Origin of the sequence: Mesorhizobium sangaii (assembly GCF_014207355.1) — a bacterium.
GTDB classification, from domain to species: domain Bacteria; phylum Pseudomonadota; class Alphaproteobacteria; order Rhizobiales; family Rhizobiaceae; genus Mesorhizobium; species Mesorhizobium sangaii.
Genome location: NZ_JACHEF010000019.1, coordinates 1 through 22,907 on the forward strand (window position 1 = coordinate 1; position 22,907 = coordinate 22,907).

20 protein-coding genes and 1 tRNA gene are annotated in these 22,907 nt (G+C 62.1%); 3 read left to right on the plus strand and 18 right to left on the minus strand.

All coding sequences use genetic code 11. The features are described 5' to 3' along the window. From HNQ71_RS33930 to rpsL, 4 genes are all read right to left on the minus strand, one after another. A partial coding sequence (locus HNQ71_RS33930) for a GTP-binding protein (RefSeq protein WP_131922527.1) occupies positions 1-95 on the minus strand: 95 nt, incomplete at its 3' end. A gap of 66 nt (positions 96-161) precedes the next feature. Further along, entirely contained in the window at positions 162-2,252 is a 2,091-nt protein-coding gene (fusA, locus tag HNQ71_RS33935; protein WP_095089675.1) for an elongation factor G, read from the minus strand. Positions 2,253-2,281: 29 nt separating this feature from the next. Beyond that, entirely contained in the window at positions 2,282-2,752 is a 471-nt protein-coding gene (rpsG, locus tag HNQ71_RS33940; RefSeq protein WP_008875664.1) for a 30S ribosomal protein S7, read from the minus strand. A 75-nt stretch (positions 2,753-2,827) separates the two neighbouring features. Then, positions 2,828-3,199 carry a 30S ribosomal protein S12 gene (rpsL, locus tag HNQ71_RS33945; protein WP_006333356.1) on the minus strand — a complete coding sequence of 124 codons (372 nt, stop codon included), beginning with the start codon at positions 3,197-3,199 and terminating at the stop codon, positions 2,828-2,830. A 477-nt stretch (positions 3,200-3,676) separates the two neighbouring features. Between rpsL and HNQ71_RS33950 the strand changes: the two genes are divergently transcribed. From HNQ71_RS33950 to HNQ71_RS33960, 3 genes are all read left to right on the plus strand, one after another. Further along, positions 3,677-3,958: a transcriptional regulator gene (locus HNQ71_RS33950; RefSeq protein ID WP_184879330.1), complete on the plus strand. Its 282-nt coding sequence runs from the start codon at positions 3,677-3,679 to the stop codon at positions 3,956-3,958. An 18-nt stretch (positions 3,959-3,976) separates the two neighbouring features. Continuing rightward, the gene (locus tag HNQ71_RS33955; RefSeq protein WP_184879333.1) at positions 3,977-5,092 is read left to right on the plus strand and encodes a PLP-dependent cysteine synthase family protein; all 1,116 of its coding nucleotides are present in this window, start codon (positions 3,977-3,979) and stop codon (positions 5,090-5,092) included. A gap of 191 nt (positions 5,093-5,283) precedes the next feature. Beyond that, the gene (locus HNQ71_RS33960; protein WP_184879336.1) at positions 5,284-6,210 is read left to right on the plus strand and encodes a Gfo/Idh/MocA family oxidoreductase; all 927 of its coding nucleotides are present in this window, start codon (positions 5,284-5,286) and stop codon (positions 6,208-6,210) included. A gap of 6 nt (positions 6,211-6,216) precedes the next feature. On the opposite strand, the gene HNQ71_RS33965 is transcribed toward HNQ71_RS33960, so the two are convergent. The 14 genes from HNQ71_RS33965 to HNQ71_RS34030 all read right to left on the minus strand — a co-directional run. After that, positions 6,217-6,882, minus strand: coding sequence for an O-methyltransferase (locus HNQ71_RS33965; protein ID WP_184879339.1), 666 nt, complete (start codon positions 6,880-6,882; stop codon positions 6,217-6,219). Between the two features lie 149 nt (positions 6,883-7,031). Beyond that, complete coding sequence (gene rpoC / locus HNQ71_RS33970; protein WP_184879342.1) at positions 7,032-11,228, minus strand: DNA-directed RNA polymerase subunit beta'; 4,197 nt, start codon at positions 11,226-11,228, stop codon at positions 7,032-7,034. Between the two features lie 186 nt (positions 11,229-11,414). Beyond that, positions 11,415-15,551 (minus strand): DNA-directed RNA polymerase subunit beta, encoded by a 4,137-nt coding sequence (gene rpoB, locus HNQ71_RS33975; RefSeq protein ID WP_184879345.1) that lies wholly within the window; start codon positions 15,549-15,551, stop codon positions 11,415-11,417. 250 nt (positions 15,552-15,801) lie between these two features. Next, a complete protein-coding gene (gene rplL / locus HNQ71_RS33980) occupies positions 15,802-16,179 on the minus strand; it encodes a 50S ribosomal protein L7/L12 (protein WP_095089666.1) in 378 nt (125 codons plus the stop codon). 54 nt (positions 16,180-16,233) lie between these two features. Continuing rightward, positions 16,234-16,752, minus strand: a complete 519-nt coding sequence (rplJ, locus tag HNQ71_RS33985; RefSeq protein WP_095089664.1) for a 50S ribosomal protein L10 — start codon at positions 16,750-16,752, stop codon at positions 16,234-16,236. A 415-nt stretch (positions 16,753-17,167) separates the two neighbouring features. After that, a complete protein-coding gene (gene rplA / locus HNQ71_RS33990) occupies positions 17,168-17,866 on the minus strand; it encodes a 50S ribosomal protein L1 (protein ID WP_184879348.1) in 699 nt (232 codons plus the stop codon). 4 nt (positions 17,867-17,870) lie between these two features. Next, positions 17,871-18,299 (minus strand): 50S ribosomal protein L11, encoded by a 429-nt coding sequence (gene rplK, locus HNQ71_RS33995; protein WP_006333334.1) that lies wholly within the window; start codon positions 18,297-18,299, stop codon positions 17,871-17,873. A gap of 158 nt (positions 18,300-18,457) precedes the next feature. Then, entirely contained in the window at positions 18,458-18,985 is a 528-nt protein-coding gene (gene nusG, locus HNQ71_RS34000) for a transcription termination/antitermination protein NusG (protein ID WP_013895710.1), read from the minus strand. A 27-nt stretch (positions 18,986-19,012) separates the two neighbouring features. Continuing rightward, complete coding sequence (gene secE / locus HNQ71_RS34005; protein ID WP_013531408.1) at positions 19,013-19,216, minus strand: preprotein translocase subunit SecE; 204 nt, start codon at positions 19,214-19,216, stop codon at positions 19,013-19,015. A gap of 396 nt (positions 19,217-19,612) precedes the next feature. Next, positions 19,613-19,688: transfer RNA gene (locus tag HNQ71_RS34010), tRNA-Trp, on the minus strand. Between the two features lie 81 nt (positions 19,689-19,769). After that, on the minus strand, positions 19,770-20,321 hold the full coding sequence (locus HNQ71_RS34015; protein WP_184879368.1) for a putative glycolipid-binding domain-containing protein: 552 nt from the start codon (positions 20,319-20,321) through the stop codon (positions 19,770-19,772). A 30-nt stretch (positions 20,322-20,351) separates the two neighbouring features. Beyond that, a complete protein-coding gene (locus HNQ71_RS34020; protein WP_184879371.1) occupies positions 20,352-20,834 on the minus strand; it encodes a globin domain-containing protein in 483 nt (160 codons plus the stop codon). 125 nt (positions 20,835-20,959) lie between these two features. Next, a complete protein-coding gene (locus tag HNQ71_RS34025; RefSeq protein ID WP_184879374.1) occupies positions 20,960-22,633 on the minus strand; it encodes a COG3904 family protein in 1,674 nt (557 codons plus the stop codon). A gap of 172 nt (positions 22,634-22,805) precedes the next feature. Beyond that, positions 22,806-22,907, minus strand: a 102-nt coding sequence (locus HNQ71_RS34030) for an EF-Tu C-terminal domain-related protein (protein ID WP_152536282.1), incomplete at its 5' end; no start/stop codon positions are given.

The window sequence follows — 22,907 nt, forward strand, 5'->3', positions numbered from 1 at the left end:
ATCGCCGCCGTCAGCGACGTCTTGCCATGGTCAACGTGACCAATCGTGCCGATGTTCACATGAGGCTTGTTACGCTCGAATTTACCTTTTGCCATGTGATGTCTCCAATCCTGCTCGCCCGTGCGGGCCTTGAATTAAGTTACCGCTGCAACCCGTTCGAGTTACGCGTATTTCTTCTGAACTTCCTGGGCGACCGCGGTCGGCACAGGCTCGTAGTGATCGAACTGCATCGTGTAGGCCGCGCGGCCCTGGCTCATCGAGCGCAGGTTGTCGACGTACTTGAACATGTTGGCGAGCGGCACCATCGCGTTGATGACCACTGCCACGCCACGTGCTTCCTGGCCCTGGATCTGGCCACGACGGCCGTTCAGATCGCCGATGACGCTGCCGACATAATCTTCCGGCGTCACAACCTCGACCTTCATGATCGGCTCGAGCAACTGCACGCCAAGCTTGGGTGCAGCTTCACGGAAGCAGGCGCGGCCGGCGATTTCGAAGGCCAGAACGCTGGAGTCAACATCGTGGTAAGCGCCGTCGATCAGCGTCGCCTTGACGCCGATCATCGGGAAGCCCGCGAACGGACCCGAGGTCATGACGCTGTTGATGCCCTTTTCGACACCGGGGATGTATTCCTTCGGAACCGCACCGCCGACGATCTTGGTTTCGAACTCGAATTCGCTGCTGTCGGGATTCGGCTCGAAGACGATCTTGACGCGAGCGAACTGACCTGTACCGCCGGTCTGCTTCTTGTGCGTGTAGTCCTGCTCGTGCCTGCGGGTGATCGTCTCGCGATAGGCCACCTGCGGCGCACCGACATTGGCCTCGACCTTGAATTCGCGACGCATGCGGTCGACGATGATGTCGAGGTGAAGCTCACCCATGCCGGAAATGATCGTCTGGCCGCTTTCCTCGTCGGTCTTGACCCGGAAGGACGGATCCTCGGCGGCCAGGCGGTGAAGGGCGAGGCCCATCTTTTCCTGGTCGTTCTTGGTCTTCGGCTCGATCGCGATCTGGATGACCGGATCAGGGAATTCCATGCGCTCGAGAATGACCGGATGCAGCGGATCGCTCAGCGTGTCGCCGGTGGTCGTGTCCTTGAGGCCAGCCAGGGCGACGATGTCGCCGGCAAAAGCCTCTTCGACGTCGGCGCGCGAGTTGGCATGCATTTGCAGCATGCGGCCGATGCGCTCTTTCTTACCCTTCACGGTGTTGTCGACCGAGATGCCCTTGGTGAGTTTGCCCGAGTAGATGCGGGCAAAGGTAAGCGAACCGACGAACGGGTCGTTCATGATCTTGAAGGCGAGCATCGACAGCGGCTCGTTGTCGTCGGCGTGACGCTCGATCTCGGCGTCGGTCTTGGCATCGACGCCCTTGATGGCCGGAACATCGGCCGGCGACGGCAGATATTCGACGACGGCGTCGAGCAGCGGCTGCACGCCCTTGTTCTTGAAGGCCGAGCCGCAGAACATTGGGTAGAACTTCACCGCGATGGTGCCCTTGCGGATCAGCGCGCGGATCTCGTCGTTCGACGGCATCTTGCCTTCGAGGTAATTCTCGAGTGCCGTCTCGTCCATTTCGACGGCGGCTTCGATCATCTTCTCGCGGTATTCCTCGGCACGAGCCTTGAGGTCGGCCGGGATCTCGACGACGTCCCAGGCAGCGCCCAGCGTCTCGTCGCGCCAGACCAGTGCGTTCATCTCGACGAGGTCGACAACGCCCTTGAATTCGGTCTCGGCGCCGATCGGCAGCTGCATGACGACGGCATGCGCACCGAGGCGCGAACCGATCATCTCGACCGAACGGTAGAAGTCGGCGCCGATCTTATCCATCTTGTTGCAGAAGATCATGCGCGGAACGCGATACTTGTCGGCCTGGCGCCAGACGGTTTCCGTCTGCGGCTCGACACCGGCGTTGGCGTCGAGCAGCGCAATGGCGCCGTCGAGCACGCGCAGCGAACGCTCGACTTCGATGGTGAAGTCGACGTGTCCGGGGGTGTCGATGATGTTGAAGCGGTACATCTTGCCGCTGCGACCCTTCCAGAAGGTCGTGGTCGCGGCGGACGTGATGGTGATGCCGCGCTCCTGCTCCTGCTCCATCCAATCCATGGTGGCAGCGCCGTCGTGGACTTCGCCGATCTTGTGCGACTTGCCCGTGTAATAGAGGACGCGCTCGGTGGTCGTCGTCTTGCCGGCGTCAATATGCGCCATGATACCGAAATTGCGGTAGTCTTCGATTTTGTATTCGCGGGCCATCGTAGCTGCCTCTCAGTCTCGTACGCGCTTTACCAGCGGTAGTGCGCGAAAGCGCGGTTGGCTTCAGCCATCTTGTGGGTGTCTTCACGCTTCTTGACGGCGGTGCCGCGGTTGTTGGCCGCGTCCATCAACTCGCCGGAGAGGCGGTCGACCATGGTGGTCTCATTGCGGTTGCGGGCCGCGGCGATCAGCCAACGAATGGCCAGAGCCTGGCGGCGCTCGGGGCGCACGTCGACCGGAACCTGGTAGGTGGCGCCGCCGACACGACGCGAACGCACTTCCACATGCGGCGCGACATTGTCGAGCGCCTGATGGAAGACGGTGACCGGCTCCTGCTTGGTCTTCGACTGAACCTGGTCGAGCGCGCCATAGACGATGGTCTCGGCAACCGACTTCTTGCCGTCATACATGACGGCGTTCATGAACTTGGTGACGATCAGATCGCCGAACTTCGGGTCCGGATTGATCTCACGCTTTTCTGCACTGTGACGACGCGACATTTTTTCTCTGCCTCAATTATGCGTGGTGGCCTTGATCCCGGATGCTTGCCCGGGATGACCTTCGCTACGCTTCGGTCACTTCGGACGCTTGGCGCCGTACTTCGAACGGCGCTGCTTGCGATTCTTCACACCCTGCGTGTCGAGCACGCCGCGGATAATGTGGTAGCGAACGCCCGGAAGATCCTTGACGCGGCCGCCGCGGATCATGACCACGGAGTGTTCCTGAAGGTTGTGACCTTCGCCGGGGATGTACCCGATCACTTCAAAACCATTGGTCAGGCGGATCTTGGCCACCTTGCGCAGCGCCGAGTTCGGCTTCTTCGGCGTCGTTGTATAGACGCGCGTGCAGACGCCCCGCTTCTGCGGGTTCTGCTGCATGGCCGGGACCTTGTTGCGCTTCACCGGCGCAATGCGCGGCTTGCGGATCAGCTGGTTGACGGTAGGCATTAAACCCTCTTGTCTCTCAATTCCGTGTCTCGCCCGGTCAGGGCCGCTCAAAGCGTCATTTCCATACGCAAATTCGGGCCACAAACCGCGCCTCGCGGTCTTTGCCCGAACAAATGGCAGAGGAAGCGGAACCGCTTCGTGCACGCCGGAAATGTCTTTTCGCTCGTAAAACGAACCCTGTTTGAGGCAAACTCCAAAGCGTGTCGCTTCGGAAGGGAGAGCCTCACATCGGTTCTGACTGGGCGGCTTCTACTCGTAAGACCGCGAACCGTCAAGCCCGGAGCGCCAAATATTGCGCGCCAACCAAGGCTCGGCAGCCATGCGAAAAACGCATGTAATTTTGTTTCGCAATTTTGCAAAGGCGAGGAAGAAAGTGACCGGCTTTGCGCTGTTGCGCGGCCTTGCTTCATGCGAAAAGGCCGCATGAGCAGTCAAAATCCCCTCGCCCGCCCGCAATCTGCCAAGAGGAATCGGCCCGTGAACGACAATGAAGAGCGCCCGGTCACCATCATCACCGGCCGGGTGTGGAAGAAAAAGGGCGGCAAGCCCGAAGGCGTGCACGTGATGCTGGTGGCCCCCGACGACGATTCGGCGGTACGCCGGGCACTCGAATCGCTTGCGGCCGAAGGTTACGCCGAGGCCGAACTCGACCAGATCGGCGACATGGACGGCACACCCGACGATGAGCCGCACCTTTCCGCCTTCCAGGGCGCGCTCGAAGGCGAAGTGTCGATCGTCACGTTCGACGTGCCGATCTGAAACCGGGGCGCGCCGAAGATGGTGACCGGACCAAAAGCGGTTGGACCTGCGCCCCGAACCTGGGCCGACCAGGCGGTCGCGGCGATCGAGGCCGATCAGCGCCGCTCGGCCGACACGCATCTGTGGAAGCTCGATCTGCCGGCACTGGCCGGCATCGATTTCTATCTTAAGGACGAATCGACCCATCCGACCGGCAGCCTGAAGCACCGGCTGGCGCGTTCACTGTTTCTTTATGCTCTGTGCAATGGCCTGATCCGCGAAGGCGCGCCGGTGATCGAAGCATCATCGGGCTCGACCGCGGTGTCGGAAGCATACTTTGCCCGCATGATCGGGGTGCCGTTCTATGCGGTGATGCCGCGATCGACCTCGCGCGAAAAGATCGCCGCGATCGAGCACTATGGCGGCAACTGCCATTTCATCGACGACGGCAGGCGCATCTATGCCGAGTCGGCCGAACTCGCGGCGAAACTGGGCGGCCATTTCATGGACCAGTTCACCCACGCCGAGCGTGCCACCGACTGGCGAGGCAACAACAACATCGCCGAATCGATCTTCGGGCAGATGCGCGAGGAACGGCATCCGATTCCGGCCTGGATCGTGATGAGCGCCGGCACCGGTGGCACCACCGCCACGATCGGCCGCTTCCTGCGTTACAAGCAGCATGCGACGCGGCTGTCGGTTGCCGACGTCGAGCGCTCGGCCTTCTTCGACGGGTTTGCCACGCATGATCGCAATTGCCGCTGCGAACAGCCGTCGCGCATAGAGGGGATCGGCCGGCCGCGCATCGAGCCGTCTTTCGTGCCAGGCGTCATCGATCATATGCTGCGGGTGCCGGACGCGGTCTCATTGGCAGCGATGCGGGTCCTGTCGCGCCGGCTTGGCCGCCGCGTCGGCGGCTCGACCGGCACCAACTTCGTCGCCATGTGCTTCCAGGCCGCACGCATGATCGAGGAAGGAAGGGCGGGTTCGCTGGTGACGCTGATCTGCGATTCCGGCGATCGCTATGCCAACACCTATTATTCCGACGAATGGCTGGCTGCGAACAGCCTCGACCCCTCGCCTTTCGAACCGGCGATCGAGGCCTTCCTGGCAGGTGGAAAACTGACCTTGCCGTTCGAGGAAAGCTGGGGCTGACTTTTCGGCCTCGGCTCGCCGGCTTCGGCTTGTCGGGGGCAAGTGTTCTGCTAGAGCGGTTCACCGTTTCACGGAAACGGCGAACCGCCCTATCTCTCTGTTTTATCGCAATTCCGGACGGAAAACCGCTTCCCACTTTTCCTGGAATTGCTCTAAGAAGCCACCACCATCATTCAACAGACGGAGCGGCCGTGTCCCAGCCCATCAAGATTGGCATCGTCGGCGTCGGCAAGATCGTCCGCGACCAGCACCTGCCGGCCCTGGCGAAGGACCAGGACTATCGCCTCATCGCCGCCGCCAGCCGGCACGGCAAGGTCGACGGCATTCCGAATTTTCTCGATATCGAAGCCATGCTCGACGCGGTGCCGGAGCTTGAGGCCGTCTCGCTCTGCATGCCGCCGCAGTTTCGTTACGACGCGGCCCGCACAGCGCTGGAAGCGAAGAAACACGTCTTCCTGGAGAAGCCGCCCGGCGCCACTGTCAGCGAGGTCGAAAACCTCAAGGCATTGGCGGTGAAGAACGGCGTTTCGCTGTTTGCCAGCTGGCATTCGCGTTATGCGCCGGCGGTCGAGGCCGCGCGCGCCTTCCTGAATTCGGCCAAGATCAAGTCCGCCGCCATCAATTGGAAGGAAGACGTACGCCGCTGGCACCCGAACCAGGAATGGATCTGGGCTCCCGGCGGCTTCGGCGTCTTCGATCCCGGCATCAATGCGCTGTCGATCGTGACCCACATCCTGCCGCCGATGTTCATCACCTCGGCCGTGCTCGATTTTCCTGAAAACCGCGCCGCCCCGGTCGCGGCACAGGTCACCTTCCGCACCTCGAATGGATTGCCGGTGGCGATGGATCTCGACTGGCTTCAGACCGGCCCGCAAAGCTGGGACATCGTCGCCGACACCGACAAGGGCGCCATGGTGCTGTCGGGCGGCGGCTCGAAGCTCGCCATTGACGGCCGCGTCGTCCATGACGAACCGGAAGCGGAATACCCGATGCTCTACAAGCGCTTTGCCGAGATCGTGCACGCCGGCGTTTCCGATGTCGACCTGGCTCCGCTTCAGCATGTCGCCGACGCCTTCATGCTCGGCAGACGCAATGTGGTGGAAGCGTTTTTCGACTGAACGCCGTCAATCCACGATAGCGATTACAAAGCCGTCATAGCCCTTGGCGCCGACAGTCTGGATGGCGGTGCCGTCCAATCGTTTGTCGCTCCCGATGAAGGAAAACGCCGCCCGTGCGCCTTCGACGTTGGCGTCATGGCCGTCGTCATCGAGTACCGCACCGTCACGAATGACATTGTCGCAGACGATGACGGTCCCTGGGCGTGAGAGACGCATGGCCCAGGACAGATAGTGCGGGTTGTTTGGCTTGTCGGCATCGATGAAGATGAGGTCGAACGGCCCGGCATCCTCGGTACTCAACGCGGCAAGTGATTCCAGGGCCGGTCCGACCCGCAGTTCAACCGGTTCCGACACGCCCGTGCGTTCGAAGTTCGAGCGCGCGACCCTGGCGTGGTGCGGATCAAGTTCAAGTGTCACGATTTTGCCGTCGGCAGGCAAGCCCCGCGCCAGCCAGATGGTCGAATAACCGCCCAGCGTGCCGATTTCGAGCACCGTCCTGGCTCCCTGCATCCTCGCCAGAAGCGAGAGCAGCTTGCCTTGCGCCGGCGACACGTCGATCGCCGGCAGGCCTTGGTCGTGGTTGGTGGCCAGAACTGCATCGAGCGCCGGATCCGCCTCGAACAGGGCGTCGACGATGTAGTCGTCGACAGCAGCCCAGGTCTTTCTGCTCATCGTTTTCTTCTCCGATCCAATTCAAAGCACAAAAGTCTCGCACAAACAAAAAAGCCGCCGGGTTGCCCCGACGGCCCTGGTGCCTGAGATTCCTAGAGCGGTTCATCGAAACGATGAACCGCTCTATATTCCTTGTTTGACCGCCGCGCTTACTGCGCGGCGGTTGTCATGTCGGCCAGCATCGGCTCGGCGACTTCCACACCGGAGGCCTTGCGGCGCTCGTCGATGATCAGTTCGTCGCGCGAGGTGGCGATGCGCCGGATCTGGCTCATCGTGCCGCCGGTACCGGCCGGGATAAGCCGGCCGACGATGACGTTTTCCTTCAGCCCCTGCAGCATGTCGGTCTTGCCGGCAACCGCGGCTTCCGTCAGCACCCTGGTCGTCTCCTGGAAGGAGGCGGCCGAGATGAAGGACGGCGTCTGCAGCGATGCCTTGGTGATGCCGAGCAGCACCGGCTGGCCTTCGGCCGGCTTCTTGCCGTCCTCGATCAGGCGCTCGTTGACCTCTTCCAGTTCGATCACGTCGACGTGGTCGCCCGGAATATAGGTCGAGTCGCCCTGCGTGGTGATCTCGACCTTCTGCAGCATCTGGCGAACGATAACCTCGATGTGCTTGTCGTTGATCGACACGCCCTGCAGACGGTAGACTTCCTGGATCTCGTTGACGAGGTAGGAAGCAAGTGCCTCCACGCCCTTGATCGCCAGGATGTCGTGCGGCGCGGGGTTGCCGTCGAGGATGTAGTCGCCCTTCTCGATGACGTCGCCGTCCTGGAGATGGAACGGCTTGCCCTTCGGGATCAGGTATTCGACCGGCTCAAGCGTCGAGTCATGCGGCTCGATGATGATGCGACGCTTGTTCTTGTAGTCGCGGCCGAAGCGGATCGTGCCGTCGATCTCGGCGATGATGGCGTGATCCTTCGGACGGCGTGCCTCGAACAGTTCGGCAACACGCGGCAGACCACCGGTGATGTCCTTGGTCTTGGCGCTTTCCATCGGGATACGCGCCAGCACGTCGCCGGGGCGAACCTGAGCACCCGGCTCGACCGAGAGAATGGCCTCGACCGAGAGCAGGAAGCGGGCGTCGCCGCCCTTCGACAGCTTGCCGACCTTGCCCTTGGCGTCCTGGATGGCAATCGCCGGCTTGAGGTCGTTGCCGCGTGGCGTCGAGCGCCAGTCGATGACCTCACGCTTGGTGATGCCGGTCGACTCGTCGGCCGTTTCCTGAACGGAAATGCCGTCGACCAGATCCTCGTACGACACCCTGCCCTCGATTTCGGTGAGGACCGGGCGGGTATAGGGATCCCACTCGGCGATACGCTGTCCGCGCTTCACCTTGTCGCCATCGTCCACGAAGATACGCGAACCATAGGTGAGACGGTGCGTGGCGCGCTCCTTGCCGGTTTCGTCGAGGATCAGCACCGCCATGTTGCGGCCCATGACCATCTGCTGGCCATCCGAGTTGCGCACCACGTTGCGGTTGCGGATCTCGACCTTGCCCTCGTAGGAGGCTTCAAGGAACGACGAGTCCACCACCTGCGCCGTACCGCCCATGTGGAAGGTACGCATGGTGAGCTGGGTGCCCGGCTCGCCGATCGACTGCGCCGCGATGACGCCAACGGCTTCGCCCTGGTTGACCGGGGTGCCGCGGGCAAGATCTCGTCCGTAGCAGACCGCGCACACGCCAACCCTGACCTCGCAGGTCAGCGCCGAGCGGATGCGGACCGACTGGACGCCGGCCTTTTCGATCCTTTCCACGTCACGCTCGTCCATCAGCGTTCCGGCCTTGACCAGAACCTCGCCCGACACCGGATGGTTGATGTCGTCGAGCGACGTACGGCCCAGCACGCGCTGGCCGACGGAAGCGACGACCTGGCCGGCATCGACGATCGGCTGCATGGTGAGGCCCTTGTCGGTGCCGCAGTCGACGGAGTTGACGATGCAGTCCTGCGCCACGTCGACCAGTCGACGGGTGAGGTAACCCGAATTCGCCGTCTTCAAGGCGGTGTCGGCCAGACCCTTGCGGGCGCCGTGGGTCGAGTTGAAGTACTCGAGCACGGTCAGGCCTTCCTTGAAGTTCGAGATGATCGGCGTCTCGATGATTTCACCCGACGGCTTGGCCATCAGGCCGCGCATGCCGGCGAGCTGGCGCATCTGGGTGGGCGAGCCACGCGCACCGGAGTGCGACATCATGTAGATCGAGTTCATCGGCTTCTGACGACCATTGTCCTCGAACTCGACCGCCTTGATGCGGGCCATCATTTCGTCGGCGACCTTTTCCGAGCACTTGGCCCAGGCGTCGACGACCTTGTTGTACTTCTCGCCCTGCGTGATCAGGCCGTCATTGTATTGCTGCTCGTATTCCTTGGCCAAAGCCTCGGTGTCGGAGACCAGCTTGATCTTGGCGTCCGGGATCAGCATGTCGTCCTTGCCGAACGAAATGCCGGCACGGCAGGCATGGCTGAAGCCGAGCGCCATGATGCGATCGCAGAAAATGACCGTCTCCTTCTGACCGCAGTGGCGGTAGACGGTGTCGATCATCTTGGAGATGTTCTTCTTGGTCATCTCCTGGTTGGCGGTCTCGTAAGGCACATTGACGTTCTTCGGCAGAAGCTCGCCGATGATCATGCGGCCAGGAGTGGTGTCGTAGATCTTCGACACGACCTTGCCATCGGCATCGACCGAACGGAAACGACCGCGGATTTTGGAGTGCAGCGTCACCGCCTTGGTCTCGAGCGCATGCTGGAGTTCGCCCATGTCGGCAAACACCATCCCTTCGCCCGGCTCGTTCTGGTTGACGATCGAGAGATAGTAGAGACCCAGAACCATGTCCTGCGACGGCACGATGATCGGCGCGCCGGAAGCCGGGTGCAGGATGTTGTTGGTCGACATCATCAGCACGCGGGCTTCAAGCTGCGCTTCCAGCGACAGCGGCACGTGAACGGCCATCTGGTCGCCGTCGAAGTCGGCGTTGAAGGCCGTGCAGACCAGCGGGTGCAGCTGGATCGCCTTGCCTTCGATCAGGATCGGCTCGAACGCCTGGATGCCGAGACGGTGCAGCGTAGGCGCGCGGTTCAAGAGCACCGGATGCTCGCGGATGACCTCGTCGAGGATATCCCAGACTTCCGGACGTTCCTTCTCGACCAGCTTCTTGGCCTGCTTGACGGTCGAGGAGTAACCCTTGGCGTCGAGACGGGCGTAGATGAAGGGCTTGAACAGTTCGAGCGCCATCTTCTTCGGCAAGCCGCACTGGTGCAGCTTGAGCTCCGGACCGGTGACGATGACCGAGCGGCCGGAATAGTCGACGCGCTTGCCGAGCAGGTTCTGACGGAACCGGCCCTGCTTGCCCTTGAGCATGTCGGACAGCGACTTCAGCGGACGCTTGTTGGCGCCGGTGATGACGCGGCCGCGACGGCCGTTGTCGAACAGCGCATCGACGGCTTCCTGCAGCATGCGCTTTTCATTGCGCACGATGATGCCGGGGGCGCGCAGCTCGATCAGCCGCTTCAGACGGTTGTTGCGGTTGATCACACGGCGATAGAGATCGTTCAGATCCGAGGTGGCGAAACGGCCGCCGTCCAGCGGGACGAGCGGACGCAGGTCCGGCGGGATCACCGGAACCACTTTCATGATCATCCATTCCGGACGGTTGCCGGATTCCATGAAGTTCTCGACGACCTTGAGCCGCTTCAGATACTTCTTCTGCTTCAGCTCGGAGGTGGTCGAAGCCAGTTCCGAACGCAGGTCGCCGGCGATCTTCTCCAGGTCCATTCCGGCCAGAAGGTCATGGATGGCCTCGGCGCCGATCATCGCGGTGAAGCTGTCCTCGCCGTACTCGTCGACGGCGATCATGTACTCTTCCTCGCTGAGCAGCTGGTGCTCCTTCAGCGCGGTGAGGCCAGGCTCGGTGACGATGTAGTTCTCGAAGTAGAGGACGCGCTCGATGTCCTTCAGGGTCATGTCGAGCAGCGTGCCGATGCGCGACGGCAGCGACTTCAGGAACCAGATATGGGCCACGGGCGCAGCGAGCTCGATATGGCCCATGCGCTCGCGGCGGACGCGCGACAGCGTGACTTCGACGCCGCACTTCTCGCAGATGACGCCCTTGTACTTCATGCGCTTGTACTTGCCGCACAGGCACTCATAGTCCTTGATCGGGCCAAAAATGCGCGCGCAGAACAGACCGTCACGCTCCGGCTTGAAGGTGCGGTAGTTGATGGTCTCCGGCTTCTTGATCTCGCCGAACGACCAGGACAGAATCTTCTCAGGGCTGGCGAGCGATATCCGGATGGAATCGAACACCTGTGCCGGCGCCTGGGGATTGAAGAGATTCATGACCTCTTGGTTCATGCCGTTCTCCTTTTCGGGGGCCTCGAAAACCCCTTGCATCTAGTCGCGAGCCAAACGCCCGCCGTCTTTGTCGGCCACGGGCCGTCGAATAATTCTTGGTTGAGCATGATCCTGTCCGAAAACCGGTAGCCACTTTTCGGGATCATGCTCATGGCGCGCCGCGGCTTTCCGCGGCGCGCCGTTGCCTTACTCGGCCGCGTCGGGCAGCCGGACCGGGTTGTCGTCGAGCTTGGTGTTCTCCAGCTCCACATTGAGGCCGAGAGACCGCATTTCCTTGACGAGAACGTTGAAGCTCTCGGGAATGCCGGCCTCGAAGGTGTCGTCGCCACGGACGATCGCCTCGTAGACCTTGGTGCGGCCGGCGACGTCGTCCGACTTCACCGTCAGCATTTCCTGCAGCGTGTAGGCGGCGCCGTATGCTTCCAGCGCCCAGACCTCCATTTCGCCGAAGCGCTGGCCACCGAACTGCGCCTTGCCGCCCAGCGGCTGCTGGGTGACGAGCGAGTACGGACCGATCGAACGCGCGTGGATCTTGTCGTCCACGAGATGGTGAAGCTTGAGCATGTAGATGTAGCCCATGGTCACCTTGCGATCGAACGGCTCGCCCGTGCGTCCGTCATAGAGCTGCGACTGACCGCTGGTGTGCAGGCCCGCCTGCTCCAGCATGATGTTGATGTCAGCCTCGTGCGCGCCGTCGAACACCGGGGTCGCGATCGAGACGCCGCGGCGCATCTGCTCGCTGAGGCGAACGATGCTCTCGTCGTCATATTCGCGGACCGGCTCGTTGCGGTCGTTGGCCGGCATGAAGCTCTCGAGCGTCTTGCGCAGCGGCTTGATGTCGCCGGCTGCCTTGTACGTGTCGATCAGCTCGCCGATCTTCTTGCCCATGCCAGCGCAAGCCCAGCCCAGATGCGTTTCCAGGATCTGGCCGACATTCATGCGGCTCGGCACACCCAGCGGGTTGAGCACGATATCGGCATGGGTGCCGTCCTCGAGGAAAGGCATGTCCTCGACCGGAACGATCCGCGACACGACACCCTTGTTGCCGTGACGGCCGGCCATCTTGTCGCCGGGCTGCATCTTGCGCTTCACGGCCACGAAGACCTTGACCATCTTCATGACGCCCGGAGGCATTTCGTCGCCGCGCTGGACCTTCTCGACCTTGTCCATGAAGCGCTGTTCAAGCGCCTTCTTGGAATCGTCGTACTGGCCACGCAGGGCTTCCAGTTCGCTCTGGAGCTTTTCGTTCTCCACCGCAAACTGCCACCACTGCGAACGCGGATACTCGTCGAGCGTGTCCTTGGACAGCGTGGAGCCCTTCTTGAAGCCCTTCGGTCCAGCGATCGCTTCCTTGCCGACGAGCACGTCGGAAAGACGCGCGTAGACGTTACGATCCAGAATGGCCTGCTCGTCGTCGCGGTCCTTGGCGAGGCGTTCGATCTCCTCGCGCTCGATCGCCATGGCGCGCTCGTCCTTCTCCACACCGTGGCGATTGAAGACGCGCACCTCGACGACCGTGCCGAAAGTACCCGGAGGCATGCGCATCGAGGTGTCGCGCACGTCCGATGCCTTTTCGCCGAAGATGGCGCGCAGAAGCTTCTCTTCCGGCGTCATCGGGCTTTCGCCCTTCGGCGTGATCTTGCCGACCAGGATGTCGCCCGGCTGAACCTCGGCGCCGATATAGACGATGCCAGCTTCGTCGAGGTTCTTCAGCGCTTCTTCCGAGACGTTCGGAATATCGCGCGTGATTTCCTCCGGACCGAGCTTGGTATCGCGCGCCATGACCTCGAACTCCTCGATATGGATCGAGGTGAAGACGTCGTCGGCGACGATGCGCTCGGACAAGAGGATCGAGTCCTCGTAGTTGTAGCCGTTCCACGGCATGAACGCGACCAGCACGTTGCGGCCGAGCGCCAGATCACCGAGTTCGGTCGACGGACCGTCGGCGATGATGTCGCCCTTGTTGACCCGGTCGCCCATGCGGACCAGCGGACGCTGGTTGATGCAGGTGTTCTGGTTCGAACGCTGGAACTTCATCAGACGGTAGATGTCGACGCCGGACTTGCCCGGATCGAGATCTTCGGTGGCGCGGATAACGATACGCGTCGCGTCCACCTGGTCGACGATGCCGCCGCGGCGGGCGCCGATGGCGGCGCCCGAGTCACGGGCGACGATCGGCTCCATGCCGGTGCCGACGAACGGCGCCTCGGCGCGTACCAGCGGCACGGCCTGACGCTGCATGTTCGAGCCCATCAGGGCGCGGTTGGCGTCGTCGTTCTCGAGGAACGGGATCAGGGCCGCGGCCACCGAAACCATCTGTTTGGGCGACACGTCCATCAGGTCGACGTTTTCGCGCGGCGCCATCATCACTTCGCCGGCGCTGCGGCAAATGACGAACTCGTCGACGAAGCCACCACTCTTGTCGAGCTCGGCGTTGGCCTGCGCGACATGGTGCTTGGCTTCTTCCATCGCCGAGAGATAGACGACGTCATTGGTCAGCTTGCCGTCGACGATCTTGCGGTACGGGCTCTCGATGAAGCCGTACTTGTTGACGCGTGCGAAGGTGGCCAGCGAGTTGATCAGACCGATATTCGGGCCTTCCGGCGTCTCGATCGGGCAGATGCGGCCGTAATGCGTCGGGTGCACGTCGCGCACCTCGAAGCCGGCGCGCTCGCGGGTCAGACCGCCCGGTCCAAGCGCCGAGAGGCGGCGCTTGTGGGTGATCTCCGACAGCGGGTTGGTCTGGTCCATGAACTGCGACAGCTGCGAGGAACCGAAGAACTCGCGCACGGCGGCAGCCGCCGGCTTGGCGTTGATCAGGTCCTGCGGCATCACCGTGTCGATCTCGATCGAGGACATACGCTCCTTGATCGCGCGCTCCATGCGCAGCAGGCCGACGCGGTACTGGTTTTCCATCAGCTCGCCGACCGACCGCACGCGGCGGTTGCCGAGATTGTCGATGTCGTCGATCTCGCCCTTGCCGTCACGCAGTTCGACCAGCGTCTTGACCACGGCCAGGATGTCGTCCTTGCGCAGCACGCGCACGGTGTCCTCGGCCTTGAGCTCGAGGCGCATGTTCATCTTGACGCGGCCAACGGCCGACAGATCGTAGCGCTCGCTGTCGAAGAACAGCGAGTTGAACATGGCTTCGGCGGTCTCGAGCGTCGGCGGCTCGCCGGGGCGCATGACACGATAGATGTCGAACAGCGCGTCCTGGCGGCTCTCGTTCTTGTCGACGTTGAGCGTGTTGCGGATATAGGCGCCGACATTGACGTGGTCGATGTCGAGAACCTTGATCTCGTTTTCACCGGTGCCAAGCAGCACCTTCAGCGTCTTTTCGTCGATCTCGTCGCCGGCTTCGAGGAAGATCTCGCCGGTCGCGTAGTTGACGATGTCCTCGGCCAGGTAGTTGCCCAGTAGATCCTCGTCGGTCGACTTGATCGCCTTGAGACCCTTTTCGCCGAGCGCCCTGGCCTGGCGGGCCGTGATCTTCTTGCCGGCTTCGACAACGACTTCGCCCGTATCGGCGTCGACCAGGTCGCCGACGGCCTTGAGGCCGCGGAAACGCTCGACGTTGAACGGAATGCGCCAATGGTCGCCGGCGCGCTTGTAGGTGATCTTGTTGTAGAAGGTCGACAGGATCTCTTCGCCATCCATGCCGAGCGCCATCAGCAGCGACGTCACCGGAATCTTGCGGCGACGGTCGATGCGGGCGTGCACGACGTCCTTGGAATCGAACTCGATGTCGAGCCACGAGCCGCGATACGGGATGACGCGCGCAGCAAACAGAAGCTTGCCCGACGAGTGCGACTTGCCCTTGTCATGGTCGAAGAAGACGCCCGGCGAGCGGTGCATCTGCGAGACGATGACGCGCTCGGTGCCGTTGACGATGAAGGTGCCGTTCAAGGTCATGAGCGGCATGTCGCCCATGTAGACGTCCTGCTCCTTGATGTCCTTGATCGACTTGGCGCCGGTATCCTCGTCGATATCGAATACGATGAGGCGCAGCGTCACCTTCAGCGGTGCGGCATAGGTGAGGTCGCGCTGACGGCATTCGTCAACGTCGAATTTCGGTCCTTCGAACTCGTACTTCACGAACTCCAGCATCGAGGAGCCCGAAAAATCCTGAATCGGGAAGACCGACTTGAAGACGGCCTGCAGTCCCTCGTCCGGACGCCCACCCTTGGGCTCCGCCACCATCAGGAACTGGTCATAGGATGCCTTCTGAACCTCGATCAGGTTCGGCATCTCCGCAACTTCCGGGATCTTTCCGAAGAACTTGCGTACGCGTCTGCGGCCATTGAAAGTCTGGGTCTGGGCCATCGTCGCTCCTTAGCTCTAAACTCGGGACGAACCTCGCCGCGGCTCGCCTTGCATTCTGGGCCACCTGGGCGGCGACCCTTTGTCTGTTTTCCCGGCGCCTGTCGGCGGCCGGCTAAAACGGGAGAAAACCCGTTTCCTGAAGGCCGGTTTCGGCCCTCAGGAAAGAGGTTCTCGTACGTCTCGCGCTACGCGTGCCCCCTCCTGCCGAAGGGAGTGGCGGACGGCGCGAGGCCGTCCGCCGCTTTTACGCTTACTTCAGGTCGACCTTGGCGCCGGCTGCTTCCAGCTGGGCCTTGAACTTGTCAGCGTCGGCCTTGGAAACGCCTTCCTTGACCGGCTTCGGAGCCGCTTCGACCAGATCCTTGGCTTCCTTGAGGCCAAGACCGGTGATGGCGCGGACTTCCTTGATGACGTTGATCTTCTGAGCGCCTGCCTCGGTGAGGACGACGTCGAATTCCGTCTTTTCCTCGGCCGGAGCAGCAGCAGCCGCACCACCGCCAGCGGCGGCAACAGCCACCGGAGCAGCGGCGGAGACGCCCCACTTTTCTTCCAGAAGCTTCGACAGCTCGGCCGCCTCGAGGACGGTCAGCTTCGAAAGGTCGTCTACGATCTTTGCGAGATCAGCCATTGTTGTATTCCTTCATAAGGTTCGAACGTGTGTTTGTGATAGCGAGGAACGGCCTCATGCCGCCTCGTCCTTCCGGGCGTAAGCGCCGATGACGCGCGCGACCGAAGCCGCTGGCGCATTGACGATCTGGGCGATCCGGGTTGCCGGCGTGGCGATCATGCCAACCAGCCTGGCGCGCAGCTCATCGAGCGACGGAAGTGTGGCGAGTGCCTTCACACCGTCGGCGTTGAGCGAGGTGGTGCCCATTGCGCCGCCGAGAATGACGAGCTTGTCATTTCCCTTGGCGAAATCGGACGCGACCTTCGGCGCCGCAATCGGATCCTCCGAATAAGCAATCAGCGTCTGTCCCTTGAACAGGTCGATGATCGATGCGGAGTCCGTGCCCTGAAGAGCGATTTTGGCGAGACGGTTCTTCGCGACTTTGACGGTGCCACCGGCGGCGCGCATTTTCGACCGAAGGTCGTTCATTTGCGCGACGGTGATACCGGCGTAGTGGGCCACGACCACTGAACCTGCGTTCGAGAACGCACCGTTCAGGCCCGTGACGAGTTCGCGTTTTTCCGCTCTGTCCACTGCCTATCTCCAGTTGACCCCCATCCTGTTAACGGGAACATTCCCATTCACGAGGACAGGCGTCGGGTTGCCTTTTGTCGGCCGGGCCATCCAGTAACGGATCTCCCGAACGACGCTCGAGGATCCTGCCCCCTTTCGCCACATCGACGGCCAAGCCGACGATGCGCAGACAAAAGGCAAACACGGTTCGAACCTTTCATTGGAGCAGTCGCTCCGTTGTCCGGTCTTCACCCGTCTCATGCAGGCCCACATGAATTAAGGCCCCCCTTTTCAACCTAAGGCTCGGGCCGCCTGCAATCTCGGACAGGATGTCCGGAAGCCTTTCGACTTCCGGCACCGGGCCGCCAACCTGGGTTGGAGGCCCGGAATTCTTTTGCGGATCAGCCCTTTAACGGCCGATCCGAAGTAATGCTTATCAGGACGCCGCGAGCGTCGAGACGTCGAGCTTGAGGCCAGGGCCCATCGTCGAGGTGACCGACACCTTCTTGACGTAGTTGCCCTTGGCGCCCGTCGGCTTTGCCTTGGTCACCGCGTCAGCGAAGGCGCGGATGTTCTCTTCCAGGGCCTTGACCTCGAACGAGACCTTGCCGACACCGGCATGAACGATGCCGGCCTTCTCGACGCGGAACTCGACGGCGCCGCCCTTCGATGCCTTGACGGCGGCGGCAACGTCGGTGGTGACGGTGCCGACCTTCGGGTTCGGCATCATGCCGCGCGGGCCAAGCACCTTGCCGAGACGGCCGACCAGCGGCATCATGTCCGGCGTGGCGATGCAGCGATCGAAGTCGATCGTGCCCTTCTGGACAATCTCGACCAGATCCTCGGCACCGACGATGTCGGCGCCAGCGGCGCGAGCTTCGTCAGCCTTGTCGCCACGGGCGAACACGGCAACGCGAACCGAGCGGCCGGTGCCGTTCGGCAGGTTGACTACGCCGCGGACCATCTGGTCGGCATGGCGCGGGTCGACGCCCAGGTTCATGGCGACTTCGACGGTCTCGTCGAACTTGACCGAGGAACGGTCCTTGAGCAGCTTCAGCGCTTCACCCAGGGCGTAAGCCTTGTTGGGATCGATGCCTTCGCGGGTCTTCGATACACGCTTTGCAATCTTTGCCATGATCTTAGCCCACCACTTCCAGACCCATCGAGCGGGCGGAGCCCTCGACCATGCGCATGGCCGCCTCGACGTCGTTTGCGTTCAGATCCTTCATCTTCTGCTCGGCGATGGCGCGAACCTTGTCGCGGCCGATCGTGCCGGCCTTGATCTTGCCCGGCTCCTTCGAACCCGACGTCAGGTTCGCCGCCTTCTTCAGGAAGTAGCTCACCGGCGGCGTCTTCATGACGAAGGTGAAGGACTTGTCCTGGTAGTAGGTGATGACGACCGGAATCGGCGATCCCTTTTCCATTTCCTGGGTCTGCGCGTTGAACGCCTTGCAGAACTCCATGATGTTGATGCCACGCTGACCAAGCGCCGGGCCGATCGGGGGAGACGGCGTGGCCGATCCCGCTTTGACCTGGAGCTTGAGCTGGCCTGCAATTTTCTTAGCCATCTCTTTTCCTGCCTTTGTCAATGCCGGTCTTGCCGGCGGTTGCAGTCTGGTGGTGCGATCCATGCGGCCGGCTAAGCCGCACTCGTCTCCCACCGTTCTCAAAGCAGCGCGATCTCCGCGCCGCCCTTCCCTGCCGCGCTTGGCGGCGGGATTTCGGCTCAGCCCTTTTCGACCTGTCCGAATTCGAGATCGACAGGCACGGCGCGCCCGAAGATCGAAACTTCCACCTTGAGCCGCGCCCGCTCCTCGTCCACTTCCTGGACGAAACCGTTGAACGACGCGAAGGGACCGTCCGAAACGCGGATTGCCTCGCCGATCTCGAACGTGACCGAAGGCTTCGGCCGCTCGACGCCTTCCTGCACCTGGTTCAGGATGCGCTGCGCTTCCGCCTCGGTGATCGGCACCGGCTTGGAGTCACCCAGGAAGCCGGTGACCTTCGGCGTGTTCTTGACCAGTGAGAACACCGCGTCGGTCAGATTGGCCTTCAGGAGCACATAGCCCGGGAAGAACTTGCGCTCGGCATCCACCTTGCGGCCGCGACGAACCTCGACGACCTTCTCGGTCGGCACCACGATCTGCTCGATATCGGCGGACAGGCCCTTCTGCTTGGCCTTGTTCTCGATGTCCTCGGCGACCTTTTTTTCAAAGTTCGAATAGGCGTGGACGATGTACCACCGCGCAGTCATTTCAAGACTTCTCCGTAATCGCCGGACTTAGCGTCCGATGCCAAGAATCTGCTCGACCGCGAGGCCCATGAGCTGATCGGCGGTGAAGAAAAAGATCATCGCGATCACGGCGAAAGCCAGGACCATGACCGTCGAGATCATCGTTTCGCGTCGCGACGGCCAAGTCACCTTGGCGGTCTCCGCGCGAACCTGCTGGAGAAAGACGAAAGGATTTGTGGTTTTCGAAGCCATATGCCGCTCTGTCTTCAAGACCCGTTGGCCGGGTCCCCTGGATGATCCCGCTGGCCGGGACGTGCCGCCTGAGCCTGTTTTCGCGCCGAATCAGCGCAATCATTTCGCCCATGCAAATCAGACGCGTAAAGCCGGCTTCCCAGCTCCACGCGTCGCGTGTCTGTTTCGTCTACATAAAACCGATTCTTGATCCACGCAAGTGGCAAGTGTCCGCTTTATGACCAAACGCCGCCTCGGAACCATCCAGTCGTTCCGTCCCGGCTATGGCGTCCTTATGCCCCAATCGGCCTAATATGGCAAGCGGGTCGCCGATTTTCAAAGGCCAGGCGCAAAATATCGTTTTGAGGACCATTTCGAGAAATGGCGAAATATCACGTTGAGTGCCATTTCGAGAAATGGCACGGGCAGCAGGGCTCGAACCTACGACCTGCGGTTTTGGAGACCGCCGCTCTACCAACTGAGCTATGCCCGTATCGTGCGCATGTCGGCGCAGCAGGCGCTTCCTAAAAGCTTCCGCACGCTCTGTAAAGAGTGGTTTGCAAGCAAACGCGCCTTAACCCCTGCGCCAGAAATCGGGATAGCTGACGACCAGCCCGTCGCGGTCGATCTCAAGCTCCCGCTTGAAGTCGCTGGCGCGCGATTCGTAGAGATATCGCCTGCCCTCTTCGAGGCATGTGTAGCGCTGCGGATTGGCAACGACGGTGAAGGCCGGGAAATCGATGAAGGCGGTGGTGATCTCGGCACTTTGTCCCGTCGAAAGCCGCAAGCGCCGGATCGGCAGCGTGTTGGTGAACGGCGTGACGGTGAGATCCGGGTCGAGGACGCCGTCGAGCTCGGGCAATAGCAGGCCGTCCCTAGTCCAGCGACCATCGCAGTCGGCGGCAAGGACAAGTGTCTGGCCGCTGCCGATCACGTCGACCATGACACTCCTGGCGTGCCAGTTCGCGTTGCAGGCGATGCGGTAGCGGACGGCAAAAGGCGTTTCACCAGAACAGATGACGACAGAGTCGGCCGAGACCTCCGCTGCCCGCTCCTGCAGCAGCAGGTGTTCGAGGCCGGGTCCATCCCACTCGTGCCAGCGCACGATCCTCATATCTTCCAGCATCAGCCCGACACCTCCCGTGGCGACTGGGGCCTATTTTGTTTCCGGCGGGCTGTACGGCCCGCCGGGAACGCCCCAGCCCCAGGCCGGCATCGGTTCCGTCTCGGGATCGCAGGTCTCGCCGAGATTTGAGTTCATCTTGGCCAGCCGAGAGCCCCATTCGACGTAGCCCATGAAGGCCGAGCGGAATTCAGGATCGTCGGGCAGGCCGACCGCGTCGGCGGCATCGGCCAGGAGATTGATCCAGCGGCGGCGCTGCTCCTCGGTCAGGTGCTTGCCCAGATGATGCATGACCATCTCGCGGTGGCCGCCGAATTTTTCGCTGTAGGTTTTCGGTCCACCGAAAACCTCGCCGATGAACGCCGCAACATGGGCTGGATGGTCCGGCGACATGGTCCTGAACACCGGCCCGACGACCGGGTCGCGAAGCACCTTGTCGTAGAAGGTTTCCGTCAGGCGGTTCAGCGCCTCGGCGCCGCCAGCCCATTCGTACAATGTCGGAACGTCCTGGCTCACTTTCCTTTCCTCCACCAACCCCTCAGGCAGTGCCAGAGATGGCAATGCCAGATGACGATAGCGGAACTATCGGGGACAGCTCAACCTGCCTCGACGGCCAGTCTGCCCCGAACGTGCTGCCGAAACTATGACTTGGTGGGCGCGTCGGCCTGGAGTTTGGGCGCAGATACCAGGCGGCAATTGCCCGGCTTCGGGGCCGATTTGCAAATGGAAGCGCCGGTCAGTTCATCCGCCGATTGAGGCCCTGTCGTCAGCCCGACTTTGAGCATCTTCCTGGGGTCGAGCTGCCGTTGGCTCGAATGCAGCTTTACCGCGGCAAGCAGGTCAGGCCCAACCGCCATCTCTTCGAGGTAGGTCTTGACCTGCTGGTCCAGGTCCAGTGACCGCAAGCGCAATCGCGCATGGGGGCCGACCAGACGTCTGACACCGCCCGCAAGCATGATCGGACAGGCTGCGTCGCATTCGCCCAACGCATCGTTTGTGAGCCCGACATAGACGCCGTCTTGGGCCGTGCAGTCCGGCTTCTCCGGCTCGCATTCCATGAACTCCGTGCCTGCGACCACCACGTCGAGCCTGCGTTCGCGGATCAGCCTCCCGGCGGCAAGAGCACCGGAAAGGTCGCCTCCCGGCGAGTTGATCACGACGGGCAGCCGCCGATCCCCCAGGGTGCCAAGCAGTTGGCGGAGCTTCTGTGGTGTCTCGGCCGTAATCCTGCCTTCTGCTGCGATCCACTCCGGACAATCGGGATCGCAGAGGAAACTCTTGCCGCGCACCAGAACGAAGCGCATGTCGGCGACATTGTCCTGCTGCACGGTTTCGGGTTCGGTCGGCGCGGCGGCGGCGGGCTCGACTTTTGCCGCCTCGGCAGCGGCCGGCCGCGTGGCCTTGTCTGCCGGGGCCGGCACTTCCCGGCAATTGCCTGGCAATGGAGTGGCGCGGCAGATGCTTCCCGCGGTCAGCATGTCGACGGAATCCAGGCTGGTGACCATCTTCATCCGAAGCATGTTTTGCACTTCCAGCTGGTGGATTGCGCTGGCCGAGGTGTCCTTCATCGTTTCGAGCACGCCCGGTCCGACGCCCATCCCGTCGAGATAGGCCGCCAGCCTTTTCTCCACCGCCTTGCTCATTTCGTAGGTCTTGTAGCTGCCGGCACTCTTCCGGCTGACGATCCTTGTGCTGAGTACCTTCTTCTTGCCGCCCACGATGCGATAGGTGGTACGATATTGCAGTTTCGTGCGGATATAGGTCGTGGTGATCTGATGGACGCCGAGATAGGCCGATTCACCGACCAACCGCCTGATACCGCCGGCAAACATCAGCGGACAGGCGGAATTGCACATGGCGCCGCTGGCGTAGGCATCGCCGAAATAGCGGGCGCCCCTGCCATCGTTTTGCGCGCAATCCTTCGCATCAGGCAGACAGCCGTCGAACCGGGTCTTGCCGACAGCGATATCGAGCTTGTTCTTGCGGATCAACCGGCCGAGCGTCAGCGCTGCCTCGACATTGCCGCCGGGAGAATCGACGACGATCGGCAGATTTCGGCCGCCAAGCGTTTTGAGCATGCGTTTGAACAGAACCGGCGTTCGGGCTTCTATCGAGCCTTCGGCGGATATCCATTCCGGGCAGATCGGCTCGCAGCCCGGTGCGTTGCTGCGGACGACGACGAAGCGCATCGTCGGACCGAGATCCGGCGCCGTACCCGTTGCAAAGGCGGCATGCCCCACGACAAGCGAGGCCAGCAGGCAGACCAGCCGCAGCGACCACAAAGCCCGACGATGCAAAAGGCGCCCTGGAACCATTTGGAAAAGCCCCGCCATGCAAGCTATCCTAGACGAGATCCTAGACGAGGTCCAAAGGCTTGCAACAGGGTTCGACCGACAACACCGGACGACCGCCGGGCGAAAGGGAAAAGGGCGGCCCCAAGGACCGCCCTTTCTGTCTCGAACCTGACCCGGCGGATGCCGGGGTCGGTTATTCCTTGATGGTGACGACGATGCCGGCACCGACGGTGCGGCCGCCTTCACGGATGGCGAAGCGCAGCTTCTCTTCCATGGCGATCGGCACGATCAGCTC

Bases quoted from the DNA above. Each gene is read 5' to 3' on its own strand.
- fusA (WP_095089675.1), bottom strand. From the start codon at position 2,252: ATGGCCCGCGAATACAAAATCGAAGACTACCGCAATTTCGGTATCATG.
- rpsG (WP_008875664.1), bottom strand. From the start codon at position 2,752: ATGTCGCGTCGTCACAGTGCAGAAAAGCGTGAGATCAATCCGGACCCG.
- rpsL (WP_006333356.1), bottom strand. From the start codon at position 3,199: ATGCCTACCGTCAACCAGCTGATCCGCAAGCCGCGCATTGCGCCGGTG.
- HNQ71_RS33955 (WP_184879333.1), top strand. From the start codon at position 3,977: ATGGTGACCGGACCAAAAGCGGTTGGACCTGCGCCCCGAACCTGGGCC.
- HNQ71_RS33965 (WP_184879339.1), bottom strand. From the start codon at position 6,882: ATGAGCAGAAAGACCTGGGCTGCTGTCGACGACTACATCGTCGACGCC.
- rpoC (WP_184879342.1), bottom strand. From the start codon at position 11,228: ATGAACCAAGAGGTCATGAATCTCTTCAATCCCCAGGCGCCGGCACAG.
- rpoB (WP_184879345.1), bottom strand. From the start codon at position 15,551: ATGGCCCAGACCCAGACTTTCAATGGCCGCAGACGCGTACGCAAGTTC.
- rplL (WP_095089666.1), bottom strand. From the start codon at position 16,179: ATGGCTGATCTCGCAAAGATCGTAGACGACCTTTCGAAGCTGACCGTC.
- rplA (WP_184879348.1), bottom strand. From the start codon at position 17,866: ATGGCAAAGATTGCAAAGCGTGTATCGAAGACCCGCGAAGGCATCGAT.
- rplK (WP_006333334.1), bottom strand. From the start codon at position 18,299: ATGGCTAAGAAAATTGCAGGCCAGCTCAAGCTCCAGGTCAAAGCGGGA.
- nusG (WP_013895710.1), bottom strand. From the start codon at position 18,985: ATGACTGCGCGGTGGTACATCGTCCACGCCTATTCGAACTTTGAAAAA.
- secE (WP_013531408.1), bottom strand. From the start codon at position 19,216: ATGGCTTCGAAAACCACAAATCCTTTCGTCTTTCTCCAGCAGGTTCGC.
- HNQ71_RS34015 (WP_184879368.1), bottom strand. From the start codon at position 20,321: ATGCTGGAAGATATGAGGATCGTGCGCTGGCACGAGTGGGATGGACCC.
- HNQ71_RS34025 (WP_184879374.1), bottom strand. From the start codon at position 22,633: ATGGTTCCAGGGCGCCTTTTGCATCGTCGGGCTTTGTGGTCGCTGCGG.